At 73.8% G+C, this 21,914-nt stretch carries 14 protein-coding genes; 10 read left to right on the top strand and 4 right to left on the bottom strand.

Going from position 1 to position 21,914, the window contains the following annotated elements; all coding sequences use genetic code 11:
- Positions 1-9: 9 nt before the first annotated feature.
- The 3 genes from GOBS_RS20040 to GOBS_RS20030 all read right to left on the bottom strand — a co-directional run bounded on the left by GOBS_RS20040 (position 10) and on the right by GOBS_RS20030 (position 5,368).
- Positions 10-1,404, bottom strand: coding sequence for a maltokinase N-terminal cap-like domain-containing protein (locus tag GOBS_RS20040; RefSeq protein ID WP_012950092.1), 1,395 nt, complete (start codon positions 1,402-1,404; stop codon positions 10-12).
- A complete protein-coding gene (treS, locus tag GOBS_RS20035) occupies positions 1,401-3,233 on the bottom strand; it encodes a maltose alpha-D-glucosyltransferase (RefSeq protein ID WP_012950091.1) in 1,833 nt (610 codons plus the stop codon). The genes GOBS_RS20040 and treS overlap by 4 nt, the downstream gene beginning before the upstream one ends.
- 107 nt (positions 3,234-3,340) lie before the next feature.
- On the bottom strand, positions 3,341-5,368 hold the full coding sequence (locus tag GOBS_RS20030) for an alpha-1,4-glucan--maltose-1-phosphate maltosyltransferase (protein ID WP_041241598.1): 2,028 nt from the start codon (positions 5,366-5,368) through the stop codon (positions 3,341-3,343).
- 182 nt (positions 5,369-5,550) lie between these two features.
- Between GOBS_RS20030 and glgP the strand changes: the two genes are divergently transcribed.
- Both glgP and GOBS_RS20020 read left to right on the top strand, forming a co-directional pair.
- Positions 5,551-8,100: an alpha-glucan family phosphorylase gene (gene glgP / locus GOBS_RS20025; RefSeq protein WP_012950089.1), complete on the top strand. Its 2,550-nt coding sequence runs from the start codon at positions 5,551-5,553 to the stop codon at positions 8,098-8,100.
- A gap of 161 nt (positions 8,101-8,261) precedes the next feature.
- Positions 8,262-9,239, top strand: coding sequence for an FHA domain-containing protein (locus GOBS_RS20020; RefSeq protein ID WP_012950088.1), 978 nt, complete (start codon positions 8,262-8,264; stop codon positions 9,237-9,239).
- Positions 9,240-9,609: 370 nt separating this feature from the next.
- On the opposite strand, the gene glgX is transcribed toward GOBS_RS20020, so the two are convergent.
- Entirely contained in the window at positions 9,610-11,739 is a 2,130-nt protein-coding gene (gene glgX / locus GOBS_RS20015; RefSeq protein ID WP_012950087.1) for a glycogen debranching protein GlgX, read from the bottom strand.
- Between the two features lie 68 nt (positions 11,740-11,807).
- On the opposite strand from glgX, the gene GOBS_RS20010 reads away from it, so the two are divergent.
- From GOBS_RS20010 to GOBS_RS19975, 8 genes are all read left to right on the top strand, one after another.
- Positions 11,808-12,608 carry an ABC transporter ATP-binding protein gene (locus GOBS_RS20010; protein WP_012950086.1) on the top strand — a complete coding sequence of 267 codons (801 nt, stop codon included), beginning with the start codon at positions 11,808-11,810 and terminating at the stop codon, positions 12,606-12,608.
- A gap of 153 nt (positions 12,609-12,761) precedes the next feature.
- Positions 12,762-14,633, top strand: a complete 1,872-nt coding sequence (locus GOBS_RS20005; protein WP_012950085.1) for a hypothetical protein — start codon at positions 12,762-12,764, stop codon at positions 14,631-14,633.
- Positions 14,623-16,257, top strand: a complete 1,635-nt coding sequence (locus GOBS_RS20000) for a glycosyltransferase family 39 protein (RefSeq protein WP_012950084.1) — start codon at positions 14,623-14,625, stop codon at positions 16,255-16,257. Before GOBS_RS20005 ends, GOBS_RS20000 begins: the two co-directional genes overlap by 11 nt.
- Before the next feature lie 199 nt (positions 16,258-16,456).
- Positions 16,457-17,242 (top strand): enoyl-CoA hydratase/isomerase family protein, encoded by a 786-nt coding sequence (locus GOBS_RS19995; protein ID WP_012950083.1) that lies wholly within the window; start codon positions 16,457-16,459, stop codon positions 17,240-17,242.
- A 129-nt stretch (positions 17,243-17,371) separates the two neighbouring features.
- The gene (locus tag GOBS_RS19990; RefSeq protein WP_012950082.1) at positions 17,372-18,151 is read left to right on the top strand and encodes an electron transfer flavoprotein subunit beta/FixA family protein; all 780 of its coding nucleotides are present in this window, start codon (positions 17,372-17,374) and stop codon (positions 18,149-18,151) included.
- A 31-nt stretch (positions 18,152-18,182) separates the two neighbouring features.
- Positions 18,183-19,145: an electron transfer flavoprotein subunit alpha/FixB family protein gene (locus GOBS_RS19985; RefSeq protein ID WP_012950081.1), complete on the top strand. Its 963-nt coding sequence runs from the start codon at positions 18,183-18,185 to the stop codon at positions 19,143-19,145.
- A 168-nt stretch (positions 19,146-19,313) separates the two neighbouring features.
- Complete coding sequence (locus tag GOBS_RS19980) at positions 19,314-20,708, top strand: MFS transporter (protein WP_012950080.1); 1,395 nt, start codon at positions 19,314-19,316, stop codon at positions 20,706-20,708.
- On the top strand, positions 20,705-21,910 hold the full coding sequence (locus tag GOBS_RS19975) for a cysteine desulfurase family protein (protein ID WP_012950079.1): 1,206 nt from the start codon (positions 20,705-20,707) through the stop codon (positions 21,908-21,910). The genes GOBS_RS19980 and GOBS_RS19975 overlap by 4 nt, the downstream gene beginning before the upstream one ends.
- The last annotated feature ends 4 nt before the right edge of the window (positions 21,911-21,914 follow it).

Here is a 21,914-nt window from a genome sequence, read left to right as displayed (position 1 = left end):
TGCTGCTGTTCAGGGTCGTGGCTCGCCGCGCTGGTCCGCGGCGGTGAGGCGGGACAGCGACTGCAGCGGGATCATCAGCCAGTGCGGGCGGTTGCGCGCCTCGTAGACGCACTCGTAGACGGCCTTGTCCGCCTCGAACGCGCGCAACAACGGGCTGTTGCCGCAGGCGTCCATCCCGCTCGCGGCCGCGTAGCCCGCGCAGAACGCGCTCCGGTTGCGCTCTGCCCACTCCTGCGCGCGGTACGCGCGCTGTTGATCACCCGGCTGCTCCACGAGCATGTGGCGGGCGGCGTAGTCGAAGCTGCGCAGCATCCCGGCCACGTCGCGCATCGGGCTGTCCAGCTCGCGGCGCGCGGCCAGCGGGCGGGCGGGCTCGCCCTCGAAGTCGAGCACGATCCACCCGGTGGCGGTGCGCAGCACCTGGCCCAGGTGCAGGTCCCCGTGCACCCGCTGGCGGACGACGGGCTCGGGGTTCTCCGCCACGGCCGCGTACACCGCACGCAACCCGTCGGCGTGCTCGGCCAGCTGCGGGACGACCTCGATCGCGGCGTCGAGCCGCTCGGTCATCTGCCGGGCGACGGTGGTGAACCAGTCGCGGTCGGCCTCCTCGGTCGGCAGCACCTGCGCCATGTCGGCGTGCACCGAGGCGGTGGCCGCGCCGAGCCGCTCGCTGTCGGCGGCGAAGTCCCCGCCCACCTCGTCGGCGTGCAGGTCGCCCTCGGCGTAGAGGTCGCGCACGCTCGCGGTGGCCAGCAGCCACCCGTCGCTGGCGTTGGGCACGAACCGCTGCAGCATGAAGACCGTCGCCGGCGGGGTGCCGGCGTCCCGGTCGTGGTCGATCTCGGCGTGACCGAGCAGCGGGGCGATGTGCGGGTTGTCGGTCCGGCGCAGGGCGCTGTGGACCTCGACGTCCGGGTTGAGGCCGGGTTCGAGCCGCCGGAACAGCTTGAGGATGGCCTCCTGCCCATACACCAGCGAGGTGTTGCTCTGCTCGGTGGAGACGATGTCGCCGGGGAGCCCGGCCGGGATCTCGGCACCCTCGCCCGGCACGAACCGCATCGGGCCCACCGTGGCGCCGTCGGCGAGGTGGGTGAGCCAGCTGGCGGTGGCCTCGCGGTCGCGCATGGCGTCGTAGGCGTGGTTCTCGCCGTTCTCGTGCGCGACGGTGCCGATGTGCGCCAAGGCCAGCTCCTCCACGGCGTGGTCACGCCACGACAGCGGCACCAGGTAGGTCTCGGTCGCGCCGTCGGTGTAGGTCACCGTCACCCGGTGGATGGACAGGACGGGGTGCGAGCGGTCGAGGAAGAAGCTCTCCTCCTCGACGCCGGCCCACTCCCGGCCCTTGCCACCGAACCAGCGCTGGGACGGCATCCAGTCCCGGAACAGTCCGGTCAGGGCGTTCATCGGGCTCCTCCCGTGTCGGCCGTGTCGCCCGCAGCTGGTCCCTCGCCGGAGCCGACGAGGCCCGCGGCCAGCAGGGAGTCGGCCACCGCGGTGTCGTCGGTCTCGGTGGGTTCCTCCACCGGCTCGGCGGGCTTGGCCAGCTCGAACCAGTAGAAGCCGTGCCCGGACAGGGTGAGCATGTACGGCAGGACGCCGATCTGCGGGAACTCCACCCGGCCGGTCAGCTCGATCGGGGTGTAGCCCTCGAAGCGGCGCAGGTCCAGCTCCACCGGCTGCGGGAACCGGGAGAGGTTGTTGACGCAGAGCACCACGTCGTCGCCGAACTCGCGGACGAAGGAGAGCACCGTCGGGTTGCGCGAGCCGATCTCGGCGTAGCTGCCCCGGCCGAAGGTCGGGTGCTGCTTGCGCACGTGGATCATCTGCCGCAGCCAGTGCAGCATCGAGTTGGTGTTGCGCAGCTGGGACTCGACGTTGGTGACCTGGTAGCCGTAGACCGGGTCCTGGTTCAGCGGCAGGTTCATCCGCTGCGGGTCGGCGGTGGAGAAGCCGCCGTTGCGGTCCGGCGTCCACTGCATGGGCGTGCGGACGCCGTCACGGTCACCGAGCCAGATGTTGTCGCCCATGGCGATCTCGTCGCCGTAGTACAGGACCGGCGAGCCGGGCAGCGACAGCAGCAGCGCGTTGAACAGCTCGAGGGTGTCCATGTCGTTGTCCAGCAGGGGCGCCAGCCGGCGGCGGATGCCGATGTTGGCCTTCATGCGGGGGTCCTTGGCGTACTCCGCCCACATGTAGTCGCGCTCCTCGTCGGTGACCATCTCCAGGGTCAGCTCGTCGTGGTTGCGCAGGAAGATGCCCCACTGGCAGTTGTCCGGGATCTCCGGCGTCTGCGCCATGATCTCCGAGATCGGGAAGCGCTGCTCCCGCCGCACGGCCATGAACAGGCGCGGCATCACCGGGAAGTGGAAGGCCATCTGGCACTCGTCGCCGTCCTCGCCGAAGTACTCGACGACGTCGGCCGGCCACTGGTTGGCCTCGCACAGCATCACGCGGTCGGGGTAGTCGGCGTCGACGACCTTGCGGACCTGCTTGAGGATCTCGTGGGTCCCCGGCAGGTTCTCGCAGTTGGTGCCCTCCTCCTCGATCAGGTAGGGCACGGCATCCAGCCGGAAACCGTCGATGCCCAGGTCGAGCCAGAACCGCAGGGCGTCCATGATCGCCTCGATCACCCGCGGGTTCTCGAAGTTGAGGTCGGGCTGGTGGGAGAAGAACCGGTGCCAGAAGTACTGCTTGCGCACCGGGTCGAACGTCCAGTTCGAGCTCTCGGTGTCGACGAAGATGATCCGGGCGTCGGCGTAGCGGGTGTCGTCGTCGGACCACACGTAGAAGTCGCCGTAGGGCCCCTCGGGGTCGCTGCGGCTGGCCTGGAACCAGGGGTGCTGGTCCGAGGTGTGATTCATGACGAAGTCGATGATCACGCGGATGCCGCGGGCGTGGGCCGCGGCGAGGAACTCGGTGAAGTCGTCGATGTCGCCGAACTCGGGCAGCACGGCGGTGTAGTCGCTGACGTCGTAACCGCCGTCGCGCAGCGGCGAGGCGAAGAACGGCGGCAGCCACAGGCAGTCGACGCCGAGCCACTGCAGGTAGTCCAACTTGTCGATCATGCCGCGCAGGTCGCCGACGCCGTCGGCGTTGCTGTCGGCGAACCCGCGGACGAGCACTTCGTAGAAGACGGCGCGCTTGTACCACTCGGGGTCGGTGCCCGGTGCGGGCAGCGCCGACGCCGGCGCCTCGGGGCGGCTGGCTGGGAGGTCGGGGACGGGAACGGTCATCGCAGGAAGTCGCCCTCGGTTCTGCAGGGGGGAGCAGGTGGATGCGTGTGGCCCGCGTGCAGGGGCCCGTCGCGAGCTGGCGAGCGGTGGGGGCAGGCGGTCCTTTCTCAGGCCACCGGCGGTGGTACCTGGACCTGCCGGGGGTAGGTGATCGAGAAGACGTGCGCCGGCTCCCGGTAGGGGTCGAGCTCGACGTAGTTGAACTGGCCCCAGTTCCAGCTGTCGCCGGTCAGCTCGTCGGTCACGGTGAACCGCTCGTACCAGTCCAGCCCGATCGCCGGCAGGTCCAGGGACGTCGTGCCGATCTGGGTGTGGTGGCTGGAGAGGTTCACCACCACCAGGACGGCGTCCTGGGAGCCGGGGTCGGTCTTGGTGAAGCAGATCAGGTTCGGGTTGTCCACGGAGTGGAACCGCAGCGTGCGCAGCTGCTGCAGGGCCGGGTGCGCGCGGCGGATCTCGTTGAGCCGGCGCAGGTAGGGCACGAGGCTGCGCCCGGAGGACTCGGCGGCGGCCCAGTCGCGCGGCCGCAGCTGGTACTTCTCGCTGTCGAGGTACTCCTCGCTGCCGGGGCGCACCGCGACGTGCTCGAAGAGCTCGAAGCCCGAGTAGACACCCCACGTCGGGCTCATCATCGCCGCCAGGACGGCGCGGATCTTGAACACTGGCGGGCCGCCGAGCTGCAGCGACGCGTGCAGGATGTCCGGGGTGTTGACGAAGAAGTTCGGCCGCATGTAGTGGCTGTTGGCGGCCAGCTCGCGGCCGTACTCCTCGAGCTCCTCGCGCCCCGTGCGCCACGTGAAGTACGTGTAGGACTGCGTGTACCCGATGCGGGCCAGCTGGTGCATCATCGCCGGCCGGGTGAAGGCCTCGGCGAGGAAGAGCACGTCCGGGTCGGTCTCCTTGACCGTCCAGATCAGCCAGTGCCAGAAGTTCAGCGGCTTGGTGTGCGGGTTGTCGACGCGGAACACCCGCACCCCGGCGTCCATCCACACCCGGATGACCCGCAGGCACTCGGCGTAGATGCCCTCGGGGTCGTTGTCGAAGTTGACCGGGTAGATGTCCTGGTACTTCTTCGGCGGGTTCTCCGCGTAGGAGATCGTGCCGTCGGGCTTGGTGGTGAACCACTCCGGGTGCTCCTTGACCCAGGGGTGGTCGGGCGCGGCCTGCAGCGCGAAGTCCAGCGCCACCTCCATGCCCAGCTCGCGGGTGCGGTCGACGAAGGCGCGGAAGTCCTCCATCGTGCCCAGCTGCGGGTGGACGGCGTCGTGCCCGCCCTCGGCGCTGCCGATGGCCCACGGTGAACCCGGGTCGTCCGGCCCGATCTCGTAGGGGTTGCCGCCCGGGAACTGCGGGGTGTTCGGGCCCTTGCGGTTGACCGTGCCGATCGGGTGGATCGGGGGCAGGTACACCACGTCGAAGCCCATGTCGGCGATGGCGGGCAGCCGCTCGGCCGAGGTGGCGAACGTGCCGTGCGTGGGCCGGCCGTCGACGACCGGGCCGGTGGAGCGGGGGAAGAACTCGTACCAGGAACCGAACAGCGCGCGGGGCCGGTCGACCCAGACCTCGCACTCCGGCCCGGGGGTGACCAGCTCGCGCACCGGGTGGTCGTGCAGGTACCGCTGCACCGCCTCGGCCAGCGCCGGGGCGACCCGGGCGGGCAGCTCCCGGGAGGTGTCGCGCAGCGCTGCGGCGGCCTCGGCGACGCGGTCGCGCCAGTCGGCGTCGGCCTCGGCGGCCACCCGGTCGAGCAGCCGGGCGCCCTCCTCCAGGTCGTTGGCGAGCTCCTCGGGCCCCTGACCGGCGGCGATCTTGACCTCGACGGCGTGGTGCCAGGTCGCGAGCGGGTCGCTCCACGCCTCCACCCGGTAGGTCCACCGGCCCTCGCGGTCGAGGACGACCGTCGTCAGCCAGCGGTCGGGCTGGTCGCCGAAGCGCTCCATCCGGTTGAACGGCTGACGTGAGCCGTCCGGGCCGGTCACGACGACGTCCGCCGCGACGGCGTCGTGGCCCTCGCGGAAGACGGTCGCGGTGATCGGCAGGTGCTCACCGATCACGGCGCGCGCGGAGAACGCGCCGCAGGACACGACGGGGGCGACATCGGTGATGCCGAGGCGGAGGTCAGCGCGGCCAGTCATCCCCGCCACGCTATCGAGGGCCCGTCGGGTGAGCACATCGGCCGCCGTGGCCTGCCGTTCGCGGTGCGGGACGGGCGGGACGGCGGGGTGACCGGGGCGTCGGCTGGCCATGCCTCATCCTGACGCGTCGGGCGCCGCACCGCTCTGGCGGCGGCCGTGGCACCCGTCGCTAGTCTCGCCCCGTGCGCGCCCTTCGCCGGTTCACCGTCCGGGCATCGCTCCCCGAGGAGCTGCTGCCGCTGTCCCACCTCGTCACCAACCTGCGCTGGTCCTGGCACGCCGAGACCCGCGACCTCTTCGAGGCGCTCGACCCGGAGCTGTGGCGGACCTGCAACGGCGACCCGGTCAAGGTCCTCGGTGAGGTCTCGGCCGAGCGGCTGGCCACCCTCGCCAGGGACCGGCGGTTCGTGCGCCGGCTGCAGGACGTCGTCGACGACCTGGAGGAGTACCTGTCGGCGCCGCACTGGTACCAGTCGCTGGGGGAGGGCGCGCCGGCGACGGTCGCCTACTTCTCCGCGGAGTTCGGCATCACCGAGGTGCTGCCGCAGTACTCCGGCGGGCTGGGCATCCTCGCCGGCGACCACCTCAAGGCCGCCTCGGACCTCGGCGTCCCGCTGATCGGCGTGGGGCTGCTGTACCGGGCCGGCTACTTCGAGCAGGGCCTGTCGGCCGACGGCTGGCAGCTGGAGCACTACCCGTCGCTGGACCCGCACGGCCTGCCGCTGAAGCTGCTGCGCCAGCCCGACGGCACCGCCGTCGTCATCAACGTCCCGCTGCCCGAGGGGCGCACGCTGTTCGCGCACGTGTGGCGGGCCCAGGTCGGCCGGGTGTCGCTGCTGCTGCTCGACAGCGACATCGAGGAGAACACGCCGGCCGAGCGCGGGGTCACCGACCGCCTCTACGGCGGCGACGAGGACCACCGGCTGCGCCAGGAGATGCTGCTCGGCATCGGCGGCGTGCGGGCGCTGCGCGCCTACTGCCAGCTCACCGGGACGCCGGCGCCGGAGGTCTACCACGCCAACGAGGGGCACGCGGGCTTCCTCGGGATCGAGCGGATCCGCGAGCTCACCGAGTCGCACGGGCTGTCGTTCCCCGAGGCGCTGCAGGCGGTGCGCGCCGGCACGGTGTTCACCACCCACACGCCGGTGCCGGCCGGCATCGACCGCTTCCCGCGGGCGCTGATCGAGCGCTACTTCGCCGGCTTCGGCGTCCCCCTGGACCAGCTGATCCCACTGGGCGCCGAGGCTGACCCGGCGAAGTTCAACATGGCCCACATGGGCCTGCGGCTGGGTCAGCGCGCCAACGGCGTCAGCCGGCTGCACGGGCACGTCAGCCGGGGCATGTTCAACTACCTGTGGCCGGACTTCGACGAGAGCGACGTGCCGATCAGCTCGATCACCAACGGCGTGCACGCACCGACGTGGACCGCGCGCGAGCTGGTCGAGATGGGCACCCAGGTCACCAGCCAGGGCGACCCGGTCGACGTCGAGGGCCCGGTGCACTTCGACGGCGTCGACCGCATCCCCTCCGGCGAGCTGTGGAGCACCCGCCGGATGCTGCGCGGCCGGCTGGTCGAGGAGGTGCGCCGCCGGCTGCGGGACACCGCGCTGTCCCGCGGTGCCGCGGAGTCCGAGGTGGGGTGGACCGACGGCGCGTTCGACCCCGACGTGCTCACGATCGGCTTCGCCCGCCGGGTGCCCTCGTACAAGCGGCTGACCCTCATGCTGCGCGACCCCGAGCGGCTGCGGGCGCTGCTGCTGGACCCCGAGCGCCCGGTGCAGCTGGTCATCGCCGGCAAGAGCCACCCGGCCGACGACGGCGGCAAGCAGCTGATCCAGCAGATGGTGAAGTTCGCCGACGACCCGGAGATCCGGCACCGCATCGCCTTCCTGCCCGGCTACGACATCGGCATGGCGCGCTACCTCTACTGGGGCTGCGACGTCTGGCTGAACAACCCGCTGCGCCCGCTGGAGGCGTGCGGCACCTCGGGCATGAAGGCCGCGCTCAACGGCGGGCTGAACCTCTCCATCCGCGACGGCTGGTGGGACGAGTGGTTCGACGGCCAGAACGGGTGGGCCATCCCCACCGCTGACGGCATCGCCGACCCCGAGCGCCGCGACGACCTCGAGGCGCGGGCCATCTACGAGCTGCTCAGCAGCCAGGTGATCCCGCGCTTCTACGAGACCGACCGGGACGGCGTCCCCAGCCGGTGGGTCGAGATGGTGCGGCACACGCTGCGCGAGACCGGTCCCAGGGTGCTGGCGACCCGGATGGTGCGCGACTACGTGCAGCAGCTGTACGTGCCGGCGGCCGGCTCGTCCCGGGCCATGGCCGGGTCCGGTTACGGCGCGGCCCGCACCGAGGCCGGCTGGCGCGCCAGGCTGCTCGACCGCTGGAGCACCGTCCGGGTCGCGCACGTCGAGGCCACCGGTGCCGGCGACACCCCGGAGATCGGCTCGACGCTGGCACTGCGCGCGGAGGTGGAGCTGCCGGGGCTCACGCCGTCCGACGTCCAGGTGCAGGCCGCCTACGGGCGGGTCGACGACGCCGACGGCCTGCACGAGGTGACCACGCTGCCGATGGCGCACGAGCACACCGAGGGGTCGCGGCACTGGTTCTCCGCCACGCTGCCCCTGGAGCGCACCGGTGCCTTCGGGTACACGGTGCGCGTGCTGCCGCACTCGGAGCACCTCGCGGACCCGGCCGAGCTGGGGGTCGTCGCGAGCGCCTGAACGAGGACCCCCCTGCCACCCGCCACTCGCAGGCTCGCGACGAGGCCACGGGAGGCACACCCGCCACGCGTGTCGCACCGGTCTCCGGCCGGTGCGACCCGCTCGGCGTGGCGGGGAAGACGGATCACCCAGTCGGGCGAGTCGCCTCTAGGCTGGACGCCATGCCCGACCGCTGTGAAGTCCTGCCAGGCGACTCCGTCGTCGCCCGACGTGGAGGCGGCCTGCTGTGGGTGGACGCCCCCGGCTCGCCGGCCCTGGTCGCCGCGCTGCACGCCTGCCTGGGGGTGGCCGGCCCCGGCGCGGAGCGCGTTCTCGCGGCCATCGCCGGTCAGGTTTCCGTCCTCGGTGGCAGCTCGGCGTCCTTCGCGCTGGTCCTCGTCGACACCGCCGGCGGCTCAGGAAACGGCGTCGCGCTGTGGTGCGGCAAGGGCCAGCCGGCCGTGGACGGCGTCCCGGTGTCGGGCTCGTCGGTCGACGGCTGCACCCTCGCCAGCGGCTTCCAGCTCGGCCAGACCCTCTACGTCGGCCCTGGCCAGCCGGTGCCCACCATGCCGCCGGGGGTCGCCTACGACCTGGTCGAGGGCACCGTCCCCGGCTCGGGGGCGATGCTGCAGCTGGCCGCGGTCGCACACCCGTCGACGGCCGCCGCCCCGCAGGCGGCGCCGTCGTTCACCGCCGGCTCCGACGCGGGCTTCGGCAGCGCCGGGTCCTCCGGGTACGGCGCGACGGCCGCCCCCGCGCGCCAGCAGGACGACGAGGGCGAGGCGACCGCCTTCTGGAAGCCGGAGACCGCGCCAGCGCCGGTGCTGCGCTTCGACGACGGCCTGGTCGTGACCGTCGACGAGGACCTCGTGCTCGGCCGCCGTCCGGACAACCACGAGCTGGTCACCGCGGGCTCCGCACGGCCGGTGCCGATCGCCGACACCCAGAACGTGCTCTCCTCGGCGCACGCGGCGATCCAGCGCAGCGGCCGCGAGGTGTCGCTGGTCGACCTCGGGTCGCTCAACGGCACGCACGTCGCCGGCCCCGAGGCCACCGAGTGGACCCAGCTCGAGCCCGGCGTGGCCCACCCGCTCTCCGATGGCGACCGGCTCCTGCTGGGCTGGACGGTCATCACCTTCGAGCAGCAGCCCGACTGAGGAAGGACCCCGTCCTCCTCACCCTTCGAAAGCTCAGGGTGAGCCTCGGGACGGGGCCGCCCTTCCCCCACGCCTCGGCGAAGGACCCCGGAGGGTCCCATGGCCGAGAGAGCCCCGGTCCGTGCGGACCGGGCTCTCTGCGTCCGGGGCGGACCCGCCCCACCGACTACCGCGCTGTTCCGCCTGCTCCCGCGCCGTTGCACCAGTGCGGGAGCGGCCTAACCGCGAGGGAGCGCCGAGCTGACCGTTGCCGGCGTTCCTCGCGCTGTCCCGGCGCTGCAGCACCGGCAGGGCACGAGGAACCCCGGCAGTGGAGGGACGGCACGAGGAACCCCGGCGGTGGAGCCCTGGACGGCACCGGGCCGCGGTGTCAGGGCCGGCGGAGGACCCGGAGCAGCCAGACGCAGCGCGGCGGCACCTCGATCGGGCCGGGCGCGACCACGGCCGGCCGCGGCGGTGCGCCGGTGGACCACTCGGTCGAGACGACGAACTCGTAGCCGTCGGCCCAGGGAGCGCCGGGCAGGTGCACGGTGACCGGCTCCGCGCCGGCGTGCAGCTGCACGAGGTAGGAGTCGTCCTGCACCGGCCGGCCGCGCTGGTCCCGGTGCCGGATGCCGCGGCCGTCCAGGTACATCCCGATCGTCTGCAGCCCGGTGTCGAACCAGCCGGCGGTATCCAGCTGCGCACCGCCCGGGGCGAACCAGGCCAGGTCGCGCGTGCCGCCGGTGTCGGGGAGCTCGTGCCCCTCGAAGAACGCCTCCTGCCGCAGCACGGGGGAGTCCCGGCGCAGCCGCACCAGGCGGGCGACGAAGGCGCGCAGGTCCTCGTCCACGTCGGCCCAGTCGAGCCAGGAGACCTCGTTGTCCTGGCAGTAGGCGTTGTTGTTGCCGCCCTGCGTCCGGCCGAGCTCGTCGCCCGCGGTGAGCATCGGGACGCCGGTCGACAGCAGCAGCGTGGCCAGGTGGTTGCGGACCTGGCGCGCCCGCAGCGCGGTGACCTGCGGGTCGTCGGTCGGGCCCTCGACGCCGCAGTTCCAGTTCCGGTTGTGGCTCTCGCCGTCCCGGTTGTCCTCGCCGTTGGCCTCGTTGAGCTTGCGCTCGTAGGTGACCAGGTCGGCCAGGGGGAAGCCGTCGTGGGCGGTGACGAAGTTGACGCTGGCGAAGGGACGCCGGCCGTCGGAGCGGTAGAGGTCCGAGGAGCCGGTCAGCCGGTAGGCCAGGTCCCGCACCCCCACGCGGGCGCTGGACCACACGTCGCGCACGGTGTCGCGGTACTGCCCGTTCCACTCGGTCCACAGCGGCGGGAAGTTGCCGACCTGGTAGCCGCCGGGGCCGACGTCCCAGGGCTCGGCGATGAGCTTGACCCGGCTGACCACCGGGTCCTGGTGGATGACGTCGAAGAAGGCGGAGAGCCGGTCGACGTCGTGCAGCGAGCGGGCCAGCGCCGCGGCGAGGTCGAAGCGGAAGCCGTCGACGTGCATCTCGGTCACCCAGTAGCGCAGCGAGTCCATGAGCAGCGCCAGCACCTGGGGACGGCGGACGTCGAGGGTGTTCCCGCAGCCGGTGTAGTCCTGGTAGCGGGACGGGTCGCCCTCGCGCAGCCGGTAGTAGCCGCCGTTGTCGATGCCCTTGAACGACAGGGTCGGGCCGGTGTGGTCGCCCTCGGCGGTGTGGTTGTAGACGACGTCGAGGACGACCTCGATGCCTGCAGCGTGCAGCGACTTGACCATCGCCTTGAACTCGGTGACCTGCTGCCCGGCCGTGCCCGAGGAGCTGTAGGCCGCGTGCGGGGCGAAGTAGCCCAGCGTGTTGTAGCCCCAGTAGTTGCTCAGTCCGCGGCGCAGCAGGTGCGGCTCGCTGACGAAGTGGTGCACGGGCAGGAGTTCGACGGCGGTCACGCCGAGGGACTGCAGGTGCTCGATGAACGCGGGGTGGGCCAGGCCCGCGTAGGTGCCGCGCAGGGCCGGCGGGACGTCGGGGTGGCGGATCGTCGCGCCCTTGAGGTGCACCTCGTAGATGACCGTGTCCGACCACGGCGTGGTGGGGGAGCGGTCGCCGTCCCACGGGAACGAGTCGTGCACCACGACGCCGCGTGGCACGTACGGCGCGGAGTCGCGCGGGTCGGGGCCCTCGCCGCCCTCGTACCGGAAGCCGAACAGCGCCGGGTGCAGGGCCTGGTCGCCGTCGACCGCCCTGGCGTAGGGGTCCAGCAGCAGCTTGGCGGGGTTGTGCCGCAGCCCGGAGCTGGGGTCCCAGCCGCCGTGCACGCGGTAGCCGTAGCGCTGGCCGGGGCCGACGCCGGGCAGCCGGCCGTGCCAGACCTGGTGGGTGTTCTCCCGCAGCCGGAGACGGTGCTCGGTGCCGTCGTCGAACAGGCACAGGTCGACCGCGTGCGCACCGGCCGACCACAGCGCGAAGTTGGTCCCGGTGCCGTCCCAGTGGGCTCCCAGGGGGGCGGGGGAACCGGGCCACACCTCGTACTCGTCCGGGCTGCTGTGCACGGCAGCGATCCTGACAGCACCGGCCGACTCGGGGTCGCAGCGGCGCGGGTGCGGTGCGGGTTGGTTGGATGGGGGGCGTGTCGAGCGATCCGGTCGTCGAGATGCAGGGTGTGGACGTCGTCCGGGGGCAGACGTACCTGCTGCGCGGGATCGACTGGACGGTCGAGGCCGACCAGCGCTGGGTGGTCCTCGGTCCGAACGGCGCGGGCAAGACGACGCTGCTGCAGCTGGCCGCGGCGCAGATGCACCCCACGCGGGGGACGGTGACGCTGCTCGGCGAGACCCTCGGTGCGGTCGACGTCTTCGAGCTGCGGCCGCGGATCGGGCTGACCAGCGCCGCGCTGGCCCAGCGGATCGAGCCCGGCGAGCGCACCGGCGACGTCGTCCTCTCCGCCGGGTACGCCGTGGTCGGCCGCTGGCGGGAGCGCTACGACGTCCACGACCTCACCCGCGCGGCGGTTCTCATGCAGCAGTGGGGCGTGACCCCGATGGCGCACCGCCCGTTCGGCACGCTCAGCGAGGGCGAGCGCAAGCGGGTGCAGATCGCCCGTGCGCTCATGCCCGACCCGGAACTGCTGCTGCTCGACGAGCCGGGCGCGGGCCTGGACCTCGGCGGCCGCGAGGACCTGGTCAGCCGGCTGACCGACCTGGCCCGCTACCTCCACGCCCCGGCCCAGGTGCTGGTGACCCACCACGTCGAGGAGATCCCGCCCGGCTACACCCACGCGCTGCTGCTGCGCGGCGGGCAGGTCGTGGCAGCCGGGCCGATGGACCAGGTGGTCACCCAGGAGGCGCTGTCGGAGACCTTCGGGCTGGCGCTGCAGGTGCAGCGCTCCGACGGGCGCTGGACCGCCCGCCGGGCCGCCTGAAAGAGGACCCCCCTGTCCCCCACCGCTCGCAGGCTCGCGGCGGGCCCCTACAGGGGGGCCGCGCCGGATCGCCCGAGCCGCCGCCCCTCGCCGCCCGCGCTCGTCGCCGGCACCGCGCTGGCGGTCGGGGTCGTCGTCCAGCTGCTGCCGCTGGTGCTCTTCCCCACGGTGCTCAGCCAGGACGGTCCCGCGCACGTGGCCGGCGCCTGGGTCCTGCTCCACTCCGGGGACGACGACGCCACCGGCGCGCTGCTGCGCGAGCACTACCGCAGCGACCTGACGCCGGTGCCCAACATGCTGGCCACGCTGCTGCTGACCGCTCTGCTGCCCCTGGCCGGCCCGGACGGCGCGGAGGCGCTGCTGGTCGCCGGGCTCGTCCTCGGCCTGGTCGCTGCGCTGGCCTGGGTGGTGCGCGCCCTGGACCGGCGGGCCTGGTGGCTCGCCGCGGCCGCGCTGCCCCTCGCCGGCAGCCACCTGGTGGCCTACGGCTTCTACAACTTCGTGCTCGGCGTGATCGGGGCGCTGCTCGTCCTCGCTGTGGCGCTGCGCCGCCGGGACGGGTGGCGGGTGGCCGGGGCGGCGGGGCTGACCGCCCTGCTCGTGCTGACCTGGACCGCGCACCTGCTGCCGTGGGTGTTCGCGGCGGGCAGTGCGCTGGTGCTGGCCGGGGTCCGCACCGTCTGCGCCGTCCGCGGCGGCCGGGCGGTCCCCGCCGCCGTCCGGCAGCACGCCGTCCCGGTGCTGCTGGCCGTCCTGCCCTCGGCGGCGCTGACCGCCCGCTACCTCGCCACGGGGGAGGGACCACCGGCCGAGGGCGAGATCGGGCCGTCGTGGTCGCGGCTCGGCGCGCTGCTGATCGGGCTGCGGCCGTTCGTCACCGGCTGGGGCGAGGAACTGCTGCCGGCGCTGCTCACCGTCGTCGTGCTCGCCGTCCTCGCCGCCGCGGCGCTGCGGCGGGCGCGGCCGGGGGGGTCCGGGCTGGGACCGGAGCGGGTCGCGCTCGGGCTGCTGCTGGCCGGCGTCACGGCGGTCTACTGGCTGACGCCGGACCGGCTGGGCGAGGACTTCGGCTTCCTCGCCGCCCGGCTGGCCTGGTTCCCGCCGCTCCTGCTGGTGCTGTGGGCCGCCACGCGTCCTCCGGGCCCGCGGGTCGGTGCCGCCGCGACCGTGCTGCTGGTGGCCGCGGCCTCGGCCGCCGCGCTCAGCCGGCTGCCCGCGCAGGACGCCGCGGCCGACGAGGTCGGTGAGCTGCTGGCGCTGGCCGAGCAGATCCCGCCCGGCTCCACCATCGCCGTCCTGCAGTACGACCGGTCGGTCGTCTGGCCCGGCACGGGGTCGCCGGACCCGCTGCGCCACGAGTCCAGCCGGCTGGCGGTCCGCGCCGGGGGCGTCGACGTCGGCCACTACGAGGCGGTGCACGACTACTTCCAGGTGCGCTTCGACGGGCCGCCGTACCTGCGCCAGCGGCTGGACGCCGATCCGGAGCTGCACGGCCTGGAGCGCATCCCGCCGGTGGTCGACCTCCCCGCCGTCCGCGGCGACCTCGACGCGGTCGTGGTGCTGGGCCTGGACCGGGCCGGGGAGGACGTGCGGCGGACCGAGGGCACCCGGGAGGTCACCGCAGAGCTGCGGACCCACTACGCACAGGTGGCGACCTCGCCGTCCGGCCTGGCGGTGCTGTGGCGCGCCGACCCGCCGTCCGGTCACACTGCGGCCGGTGGCAGCGCGGCCACCCCCAGAGGTGACCCACAGGTTCCGGTTCCGGACCATCGGGGTACAGCGGATCCGCCACGTCCGAGACGACGGCGTGGTGCACCAGTCCCGGGACGCCGGGAGAGTTTCGGAGGACGCGTGCGCAGGCCACAGCCGGGAACCGGCTCTCCCGCCGACGTCGGACCCGCAGGGTCCGCTGCCCCCGAGGTGATCGTGGCGGACGTCCGCGTCCCCGTCGCCCGGGCCGGCACCGTCGTCGGTGCGGCGGGGTCCGCCGGGTGGCCGCTCGACCGTCGTACGCGTGTCGCCTAGGCCCGGCGGCACGCAGGCCGCTCCTCCCACCGCCCTCCAGCGCCCGGCGCCGGCGCGACCGGTCCGCCGGTCGGGAGCGTGGCCCCGCCTCGGTGAGCGCTCGGGCCAGCCGTGGCCGGTCGCCGTGCTCGCCGTCGTCATCGGCGGCCTCGTCACCGCCGGGGTCGTCGCCCGCTTCATCGCGCCCCCGGAGCTGTGGCTCGACGAAGCGCAGAGCGTCGCGATCGCGCGGCTGCCGCTGCCGGAGCTGTTCGCCGCGCTGGAGCAGGACGGCTCGCCGCCGCTGTACTACCTGCTGCTGCACGCCTGGATCGCGGTGTTCGGGGAGAGCGCCACCGCGGTGCGCGCCCTGTCGGCGGGGATCAGCGTCCTGACGCTGCCGCTGGCCTGGGACCTCGGCCGCCGGCTGGCCGGTCGCCGCGTCGCGGTCGCGCTGGTCGTGCTGCTCGCCACCTCGCCGTTCCTGATCCGCTACGCCAGCGAGACGCGGATGTACGCGCTGCTGGTGCTGCTGACCGTGCTCTGCGTGGGCGCCGCCGTTGCGGTGGTGCGCCGTCCCGGTCCGGGGCCGGTCCTCCGCCTCGGTGTGGTCGTCGGCGCCCTGCTGCTCACGCACCTGTGGGGCTTCCACGTCGTCGCGGTCGTCGGGCTGCTCGCCCTCGCGACGCTGCCGGTCCGCCGCGGCCCGGCGCTGCGCCTGCTCGTCGGGCTGGCCGTGGGCGGGCTGCTGTTCACCCCCTGGGTGCTCTCGCTGCTCGTGCAGCTGGCACACACCGGGACGCCGTGGGCCGCACCGCCCGCCTTCGCCGTGCTGCCCCTGGCACTGGAGGCCTGGCAGGGCGGGTCCCAGGTGCGCGCCCACGTCCTCGGGACGGCGCTGCTGCTGCTGGCCGCCCTGGGTCTCCTCGCCGCGGCCGCCGCCCGGCGTCCCGGCGAGCGCACGGTGCTCCTGTCGCTGCGGCCGCGGCCCTCGCGCGCGGTCCTGCTGGCGCTGTCGCTGGGCACCCTGCTCGTGGCCGGCGCGGTGAGCGGACTGACGGGCACCGCGGTCGCCGACCGCTACACCAGCGTCGCCGTGTTCGGGTTCCTCGCGCTGGCCGCCTGGGGCGTGGCGGCCCTGCCCGGCACCGGCGTGCGCGCCACCGGGCTGGTCGTCGTCGCCGGGCTCGGGCTGGTCACCGCACTGCCGGAGCTGACCGACCCGCGCACCCAGGCGGGCGAGGTGGCCCAGGCGCTCGACGACGCCCGCCCCGGCGACGTCGTCGTCTTCTGCCCCGACCAGCTCGGGCCCTCGGTGTCCCGGCTGATCCCCCCGGAGGCCGGGCTGGACCTGGTCGTCTACCCGGACCTGCGCCCGGCCGACCGGGTCGACTGGACCGACTACGAGGCGCGCATGACGAGCACGCCGTCGGCCGCCGTCGCCGCCGACGTGCTGGAGCGCGCCGGTGACGGGTCGGCCGTCTGGGTGGTCACCGGGCCGGGGTACCGCGTGCCCTCGACCCAGCGCTGCGGGTTCCTGGTCGACGTGCTCGAGGCCGTTCGCGGGCCGGCCGAGCTCGTCGTGGCGCCCGATCGCCGCGTCTTCGAGGACAGCCGGCTGCAGTACCTGCCGCCGGCCGCCTGAGGGAGGACCACCCTTCCGACCGCTTCCCCCACTCGGCCCCTTCCAGGGGTCCGCCGCGAGCCGGCGGGTGCTGGGCAGAGGGGGTCCTCCCGACTGGAGGGTGGCCGTTCCAGGACGTCACCGGGTCGCCCGCCGGGGGCTGCGGCGGACCGCTGGCTAGGGTGCGGGCGACGACGTCGTCCACCCTCAGGAGGTCCCCGTGGCAGAGCCGGAGTTCGTGATGCTGCAGGTCGAGGACGGGGTGGGGACCATCCGCCTCGACCGGCCCAAGATGAACGCGATCAACGAGCAGCTGCACATGGAGGTCCGTGCCGCGGCCCTGGAGGCCGGGAAGCGCGGGGACGTGCGGGCCGTCGTGGTCTACGGCGGGGAGCGGGTGTTCGCCGCCGGTGCCGACATCAAGGCGATGTCCCAGCTCGACGGCCGCAGCATGGTCGCCTGGGGCCGCGAGCTCACCGACTCGTTCACCGCCGTCCAGGAGATCCCCAAGCCGGTGATCGCCGCGATCACCGGCTACGCGCTGGGCGGCGGATACGAGCTGGCCCTGTGCGCCGACTTCCGGGTCATGGGCGCCGGCGCGAAGGTCGGCCAGCCCGAGATCCTCCTCGGCGTCATCCCCGGCGCAGGTGGGACCCAGCGGCTGGCCCGGCTGGTCGGCCCGGCCAAGGCGAAGGACCTGGTCTTCACCGGCCGGCACGTCGGGGCGGAGGAGGCGATGGAGATCGGGCTGGCCGATGCCGTCGTCCCCGACGCGGAGGTGTACGAGACGGCGGTGGCCATGGCGCGCAAGTTCGCCGCCGGCCCGCCGCTGGCGCTGGCCGCCGCCAAGAGGGCGATCGACGAGGGCCTGGACCGACCACTGCGCGAGGGCCTGGTCCTGGAGAGCCAGCTGTTCGCCGAGCTGTTCGACACCGAGGACCAGGCGATCGGCATGCGCTCGTTCCTCGAGAACGGTCCCGGCAAGGCGACCTTCACCGGGCGCTGAGCCACTCCGGTCCGGGGTGACCCAGCTCACCCCGGTCCCCGGCAGCAGGGCCGTTACCGGCCGGTAACGTCCACTATCGGAGCAGGCGGGCGACGGCCCGCGCCCTTTGTGCGTGGAGGTGGGTTGACGATGGACATCGTCGTTCTGGTCAAGCAGGTCCCCGACTCCGGGAGCGAGCGCAACCTGGACCCGGCGGACAACACCGTCGCCCGGGGGAGCGCGGACAACGTCGTCAACGAGATCGACGAGTACGCCATCGAGGAGGCCCTCGTCCTCAAGGAGGCCCACGGCGGCGAGGTCACCGTGCTCACCGTCGGCCCGGACTCGGCGGCCGACGCGATCCGCAAGGCCCTGTCGATGGGCGCGGACAGGGCCGTGCACGTGGTGGATGACGCCATCCACGGCGCCTGCGCCCCGCAGACGAGCGCCATCCTGGCCGCCGCGCTGCAGCAGATGTCCTTCGACATCGTGCTGTGTGGTGCGGAGTCCACCGACGGCCAGCTGTCGGTGATGCCGGCGCTGCTGGCCGAGCGGCTGGGCATCCCGCAGCTGTCGGGTGCCCGCAAGCTCACCGTCGAGGGCGGCGTGGCGCGGGTCGAGCGGCAGACCGACGGCGGCTTCTGGGTGCTGGAGGCGCCGCTGCCGGCCGTCGTGTCCACCTGGGACACCATCAACGAGCCGCGCTACCCCTCCTTCAAGGGGATCATGGCCGCCAAGAAGAAGCCGGTGGAGAAGAAGTCGCTCGCCGACCTCGGCATCGACCCCTCGACCGTGGGCCTGGCGACGGCGACCAGCCAGGTCGTCGACTTCGCCGGCCGCCCGCCCAAGGGGGCCGGGGTCAAGGTCAACGACGAGGGCGACGGCGCCGCGCAGCTGGTCGACTTCCTGGCCGCCCAGAAGATCGTCTGAGCCGGATCGAAGCGCAGGAGGAGACACAGTCATGGCAGAGGTCCTGGTCCTCGTCGAGCTCAACCCGACCGGTGAGGGCGTTCGCAAGACCACCCTGGAGGCGCTGACCGCCGCCCGCGCGCTGGGTGAGCCCGCAGCGGTCGTCGTCGGCGGCCCCGGAACGGCCGCCGCCGCCAAGGCGCAGCTGGCCGAGTACGGCGCGCAGAAGGTCTACGTCGCCGAGTCCGAGGAGGTCGACCAGTTCCTGGTCGCCCCCAAGGCCGAGGTGCTCGCGCAGCTGGTGGCCGAGAAGTCCCCGGCCGCGGTCGTCATCCCGTCCTCCCCGGAGGGCAAGGAGATCGCCGGCCGGCTGGCCATCAAGACCGGCAGCGGCTTCCTCACCGACGTCACCGAGATCGCCCCGGACGGCACCGCGACGCAGGTCGCCTTCGCCGGGGCGACGATCGTGCACTCCAAGGTCACCGTCGGCACCCCGATCTACACCGTGCGCGGCAACTCGGTCACCCCCGAGCCCGCACCCGGCGCGGCCGAGGAGGAGCAGGTGGCGCTACAGCTGTCCGACGCCGCCAAGGCCACCCGCGTCGTCGACCGGGTCGTGGAGCAGAAGTCATCGCGTCCGGAGCTGACCGAGGCCTCGATCGTCGTCTCCGGTGGTCGCGGCGTGGCCAGCGCGGAGAACTTCTCCGTCATCGAGGCGCTCGCCGACTCCCTCGGCGCGGCGGTCGGCGCCTCCCGCGCCGCGGTCGACTCCGGCTACTACCCGCACACCTTCCAGGTCGGGCAGACCGGCAAGACCGTCAGCCCGCAGCTCTACATCGCGGTCGGCATCTCCGGGGCCATCCAGCACCGGGCCGGCATGCAGACGTCGAAGACGATCGTCGCGGTCAACAAGGACCCCGAGGCGCCGATCTTCGAGCTCGCCGACTTCGGCGTCGTGGGCGACCTGAACACCGTCGTCCCGCAGGCCACCGAGGCCATCAACTCCCGCAAGTAAAGGACCCCCTGCCCCCCACCGCTCGCAGGCTCGCGGCGGGACCCTGCAGGGGGCCGCAACGGGGCCGTTCCAGTACGTCGCCACGCTCGAGCGCCGGTCCCCGTGGGGGCCGGCGCTCGACGTCTGTCCGGCGGGAAGTGTCCGGACCCCGACCGGGTTGGCGGAGAGGTGGACGCGAGCACGGTGCCGGGCATCCTCGACCAGGCGCACCGGCGGACGACGGCGGGCCTGCTCATGCTCGTCACCTTCATCGCGTTCGAGGCCATGGCCGTCGGGACGGCGATGCCCACCGCGGTCGCCGAGCTCGACGGGCTGGCCTGGTACGGCTGGCCGTTCAGCGCCTTCCTCGTGGCATCGGTCGTGGGCATGGTCGTCGGCGGGGACGCCGGTGACCGCCGCGGTCCCCGCGTCGCGCTGCCCTGGGGCGTCGCGGCCTTCGCCGCGGGGCTGCTGGTCGCCGGGCTGGCCGGGGGCATGGCGGTCTTCGTCGCCGGCAGGGCCCTGCAGGGGCTCGGCGCCGGCGTCATGGTGGTCCTGCTGTACGTCATCGCCGGCCAGGCCTACGACTCCTCGCTGCGACCTCGCCTGTTCGGCGCCATCTCCGCGGCGTGGGTGCTCCCGGCCCTGGTGGGCCCGGTCCTGGCCGGGCTGGTCACCACGCACGCCAGCTGGCGGCTGGTCTTCCTCGGTCTGCTGCCGCTGATCGTCCTCGGCGCCCTGCTGGTGCTCTCGGCCGGCCGGTCGCTGACCGCGCCGGACTCCCCGCCACCCCCGGCGAGGGGACGGCGGTGGTGGGCGGTGCTCGCCGGTCTGGGGATCGCGGCGCTGCAGTACGCCGGCCAGCGCCTGGACCTGCCGGCGGTGCCCGTCGCCGTCGTCGGCGCGGCGGCCCTGGTTGCCGGCCTGCGCCCCCTGCTGCCACGCGGGACGGCCCGTGTCGCGCGGGGACTGCCGGCGGTGGTCGCGTCCCGTGGGCTCCTGGCCGGCGCCTTCTTCGGCATGGACGCGCTGATCCCGCTGCTGCTGACCAGCGTGCACGGCTACAGCCCCACCGCCGCGGGCCTCCCGCTGACGGCCGGCGCGGTCGGCTGGGCGCTGGCCTCGCAGCTGCAGGGCCGTTTCGCGCGGGTGCCGCGGGAGCGGCTGCTCCGCCTCGGGTTCGTGCTGCTCGCCGTGGGCCTGGCCGCGACCGTGCTGGCCGCGGTCCCCGCGCTGGGCGGCTGGCCGGCCTACCTGACCTGGGCGGTCGCCGGCCTGGGCATGGGGTTCGGCATGCCCAGCGTCGGTGTGCTGCTGCTGGAGCAGTCACCGGAGCACCGCAGGGGTGCGGACTCGGCCGCTCTGCAGATCGCCGACGTCACCCTGTCGGCGCTGTCCATCGGGCTGGCCGGCGTCCTCGTCGCGGCGGCGACGCAGGGACTGCTCGGCCTGCCCGCGGCGGTGGCGGCGTCCATCGCCGTCTGCACCGCCCTCGCGCTGCTGGGCGCACGGCTGGCCGGGCGGGCGGCTGCTCCGCCGCGGGCGGCGGTCCCCGGCGCCGGGACTACCCTGGCGGCGTCATGAGCAGCTCCGAGGCGGTCTACCTGGACCACGCGGCAACCACGCCGATGCTGCCCGCAGTGCTGGCCGCGATGACCGGGCAGCTGGGCCGCGTGGGCAACGCCTCCTCGCTGCACGCCAGCGGCCGCGCCGCGCGCCGGGTCGCCGAGCAGTCGCGCGAGCGGCTGGCGGAGGCGCTGGGCGCGCGCCCGTCGGAGGTGCTGTTCACCGGCGGCGGCACCGAGAGCGACAACCTCGCCGTCAAGGGCCTGTTCTGGGCCCGGCGCGACGCCGACTCCCGCCGCCGGCGCATCGTGGTCAGCCCCGCCGAGCACCACGCGGTGCTCGACAGCGTCGAGTGGCTGACCAAGCACGACGGCGCCGACGTCACCTGGCTGCCCGTCGAGCCGACGGGCCGCGTCACCCCCGAGGCGCTGCACGCGGCCCTGGGCAGCGGTGAGGACGTCGCCCTGGTCAGCGTCATGTGGGCCAACAACGAGATCGGCACGGTCAGCGACCTGGCCGCGCTCGCCGAGGTCGCGCACGACGTGGGCGTCCCGCTGCACACCGACGCGGTCCAGGCGGTCGGGCAGGTGCCGGTCGACTTCGCCGCCAGCGGCGTCGACGCGCTGACCATGACCGGCCACAAGCTCGGCGGGCCGATGGGTGCCGGCGTCCTGCTGCTGCGCCGCGAGGCTGAGTGCACCCCGTTGCTGCACGGCGGCGGCCAGGAGCGCGACGTGCGCTCGGGCACCCTCGACGTCGCGGCGATCGTCGGCCTGCAGGTCGCCACCACGCTGGCCGTCGCCGAGCGGGAGGACCGCGCCGCGCGGCTGGCCGCCCTGCGCGACCGGCTGGTGTCCGGCGTGGTGGCGCAGGTGCCCGACGCCCAGCTCAACGGCCCCCCGCTGGACGACGTCGTCGCCGGTGGGCCGGGACGGCTGCCGGGCAACGCGCACCTGTCCTTCCCCGGTGCGGAGGGCGACGCGCTGCTCATGCTGCTCGACGCCCGCGGCGTGGAGTGCTCCACCGGATCGGCCTGCAGCGCCGGCGTCGCCCGGCCCAGCCACGTGCTGCTGGCCACCGGCGCCGACCCCGACCGGGCACGCAGCTCACTGCGCTTCAGCCTCGGGCACACCTCGACCGACGCCGATGTCGACGCCGTCCTCGACGTGATCGGCCCGGTGGTGGAGCGTGCCCGCCGGGCCGGGATGGGCAGGCGATGAGGCG

This window comes from Geodermatophilus obscurus DSM 43160 (assembly GCF_000025345.1).
Taxonomy (GTDB): domain Bacteria; phylum Actinomycetota; class Actinomycetes; order Mycobacteriales; family Geodermatophilaceae; genus Geodermatophilus; species Geodermatophilus obscurus.
This window is presented reverse-complemented; position numbering and strand designations above follow the sequence as displayed.

Excerpts from the sequence above, each read along its gene's own strand:
- GOBS_RS20040 (WP_012950092.1), bottom strand. The coding sequence starts at position 1,404 with ATGAACGCCCTGACCGGACTGTTCCGGGACTGGATGCCGTCCCAGCGC.
- treS (WP_012950091.1), bottom strand. The coding sequence starts at position 3,233 with ATGACCGTTCCCGTCCCCGACCTCCCAGCCAGCCGCCCCGAGGCGCCG.
- GOBS_RS20030 (WP_041241598.1), bottom strand. The coding sequence starts at position 5,368 with ATGACTGGCCGCGCTGACCTCCGCCTCGGCATCACCGATGTCGCCCCC.
- GOBS_RS20020 (WP_012950088.1), top strand. The coding sequence starts at position 8,262 with ATGCCCGACCGCTGTGAAGTCCTGCCAGGCGACTCCGTCGTCGCCCGA.
- GOBS_RS20010 (WP_012950086.1), top strand. The coding sequence starts at position 11,808 with ATGGGGGGCGTGTCGAGCGATCCGGTCGTCGAGATGCAGGGTGTGGAC.
- GOBS_RS19990 (WP_012950082.1), top strand. The coding sequence starts at position 17,372 with ATGGACATCGTCGTTCTGGTCAAGCAGGTCCCCGACTCCGGGAGCGAG.
- GOBS_RS19985 (WP_012950081.1), top strand. The coding sequence starts at position 18,183 with ATGGCAGAGGTCCTGGTCCTCGTCGAGCTCAACCCGACCGGTGAGGGC.
- GOBS_RS19975 (WP_012950079.1), top strand. The coding sequence starts at position 20,705 with ATGAGCAGCTCCGAGGCGGTCTACCTGGACCACGCGGCAACCACGCCG.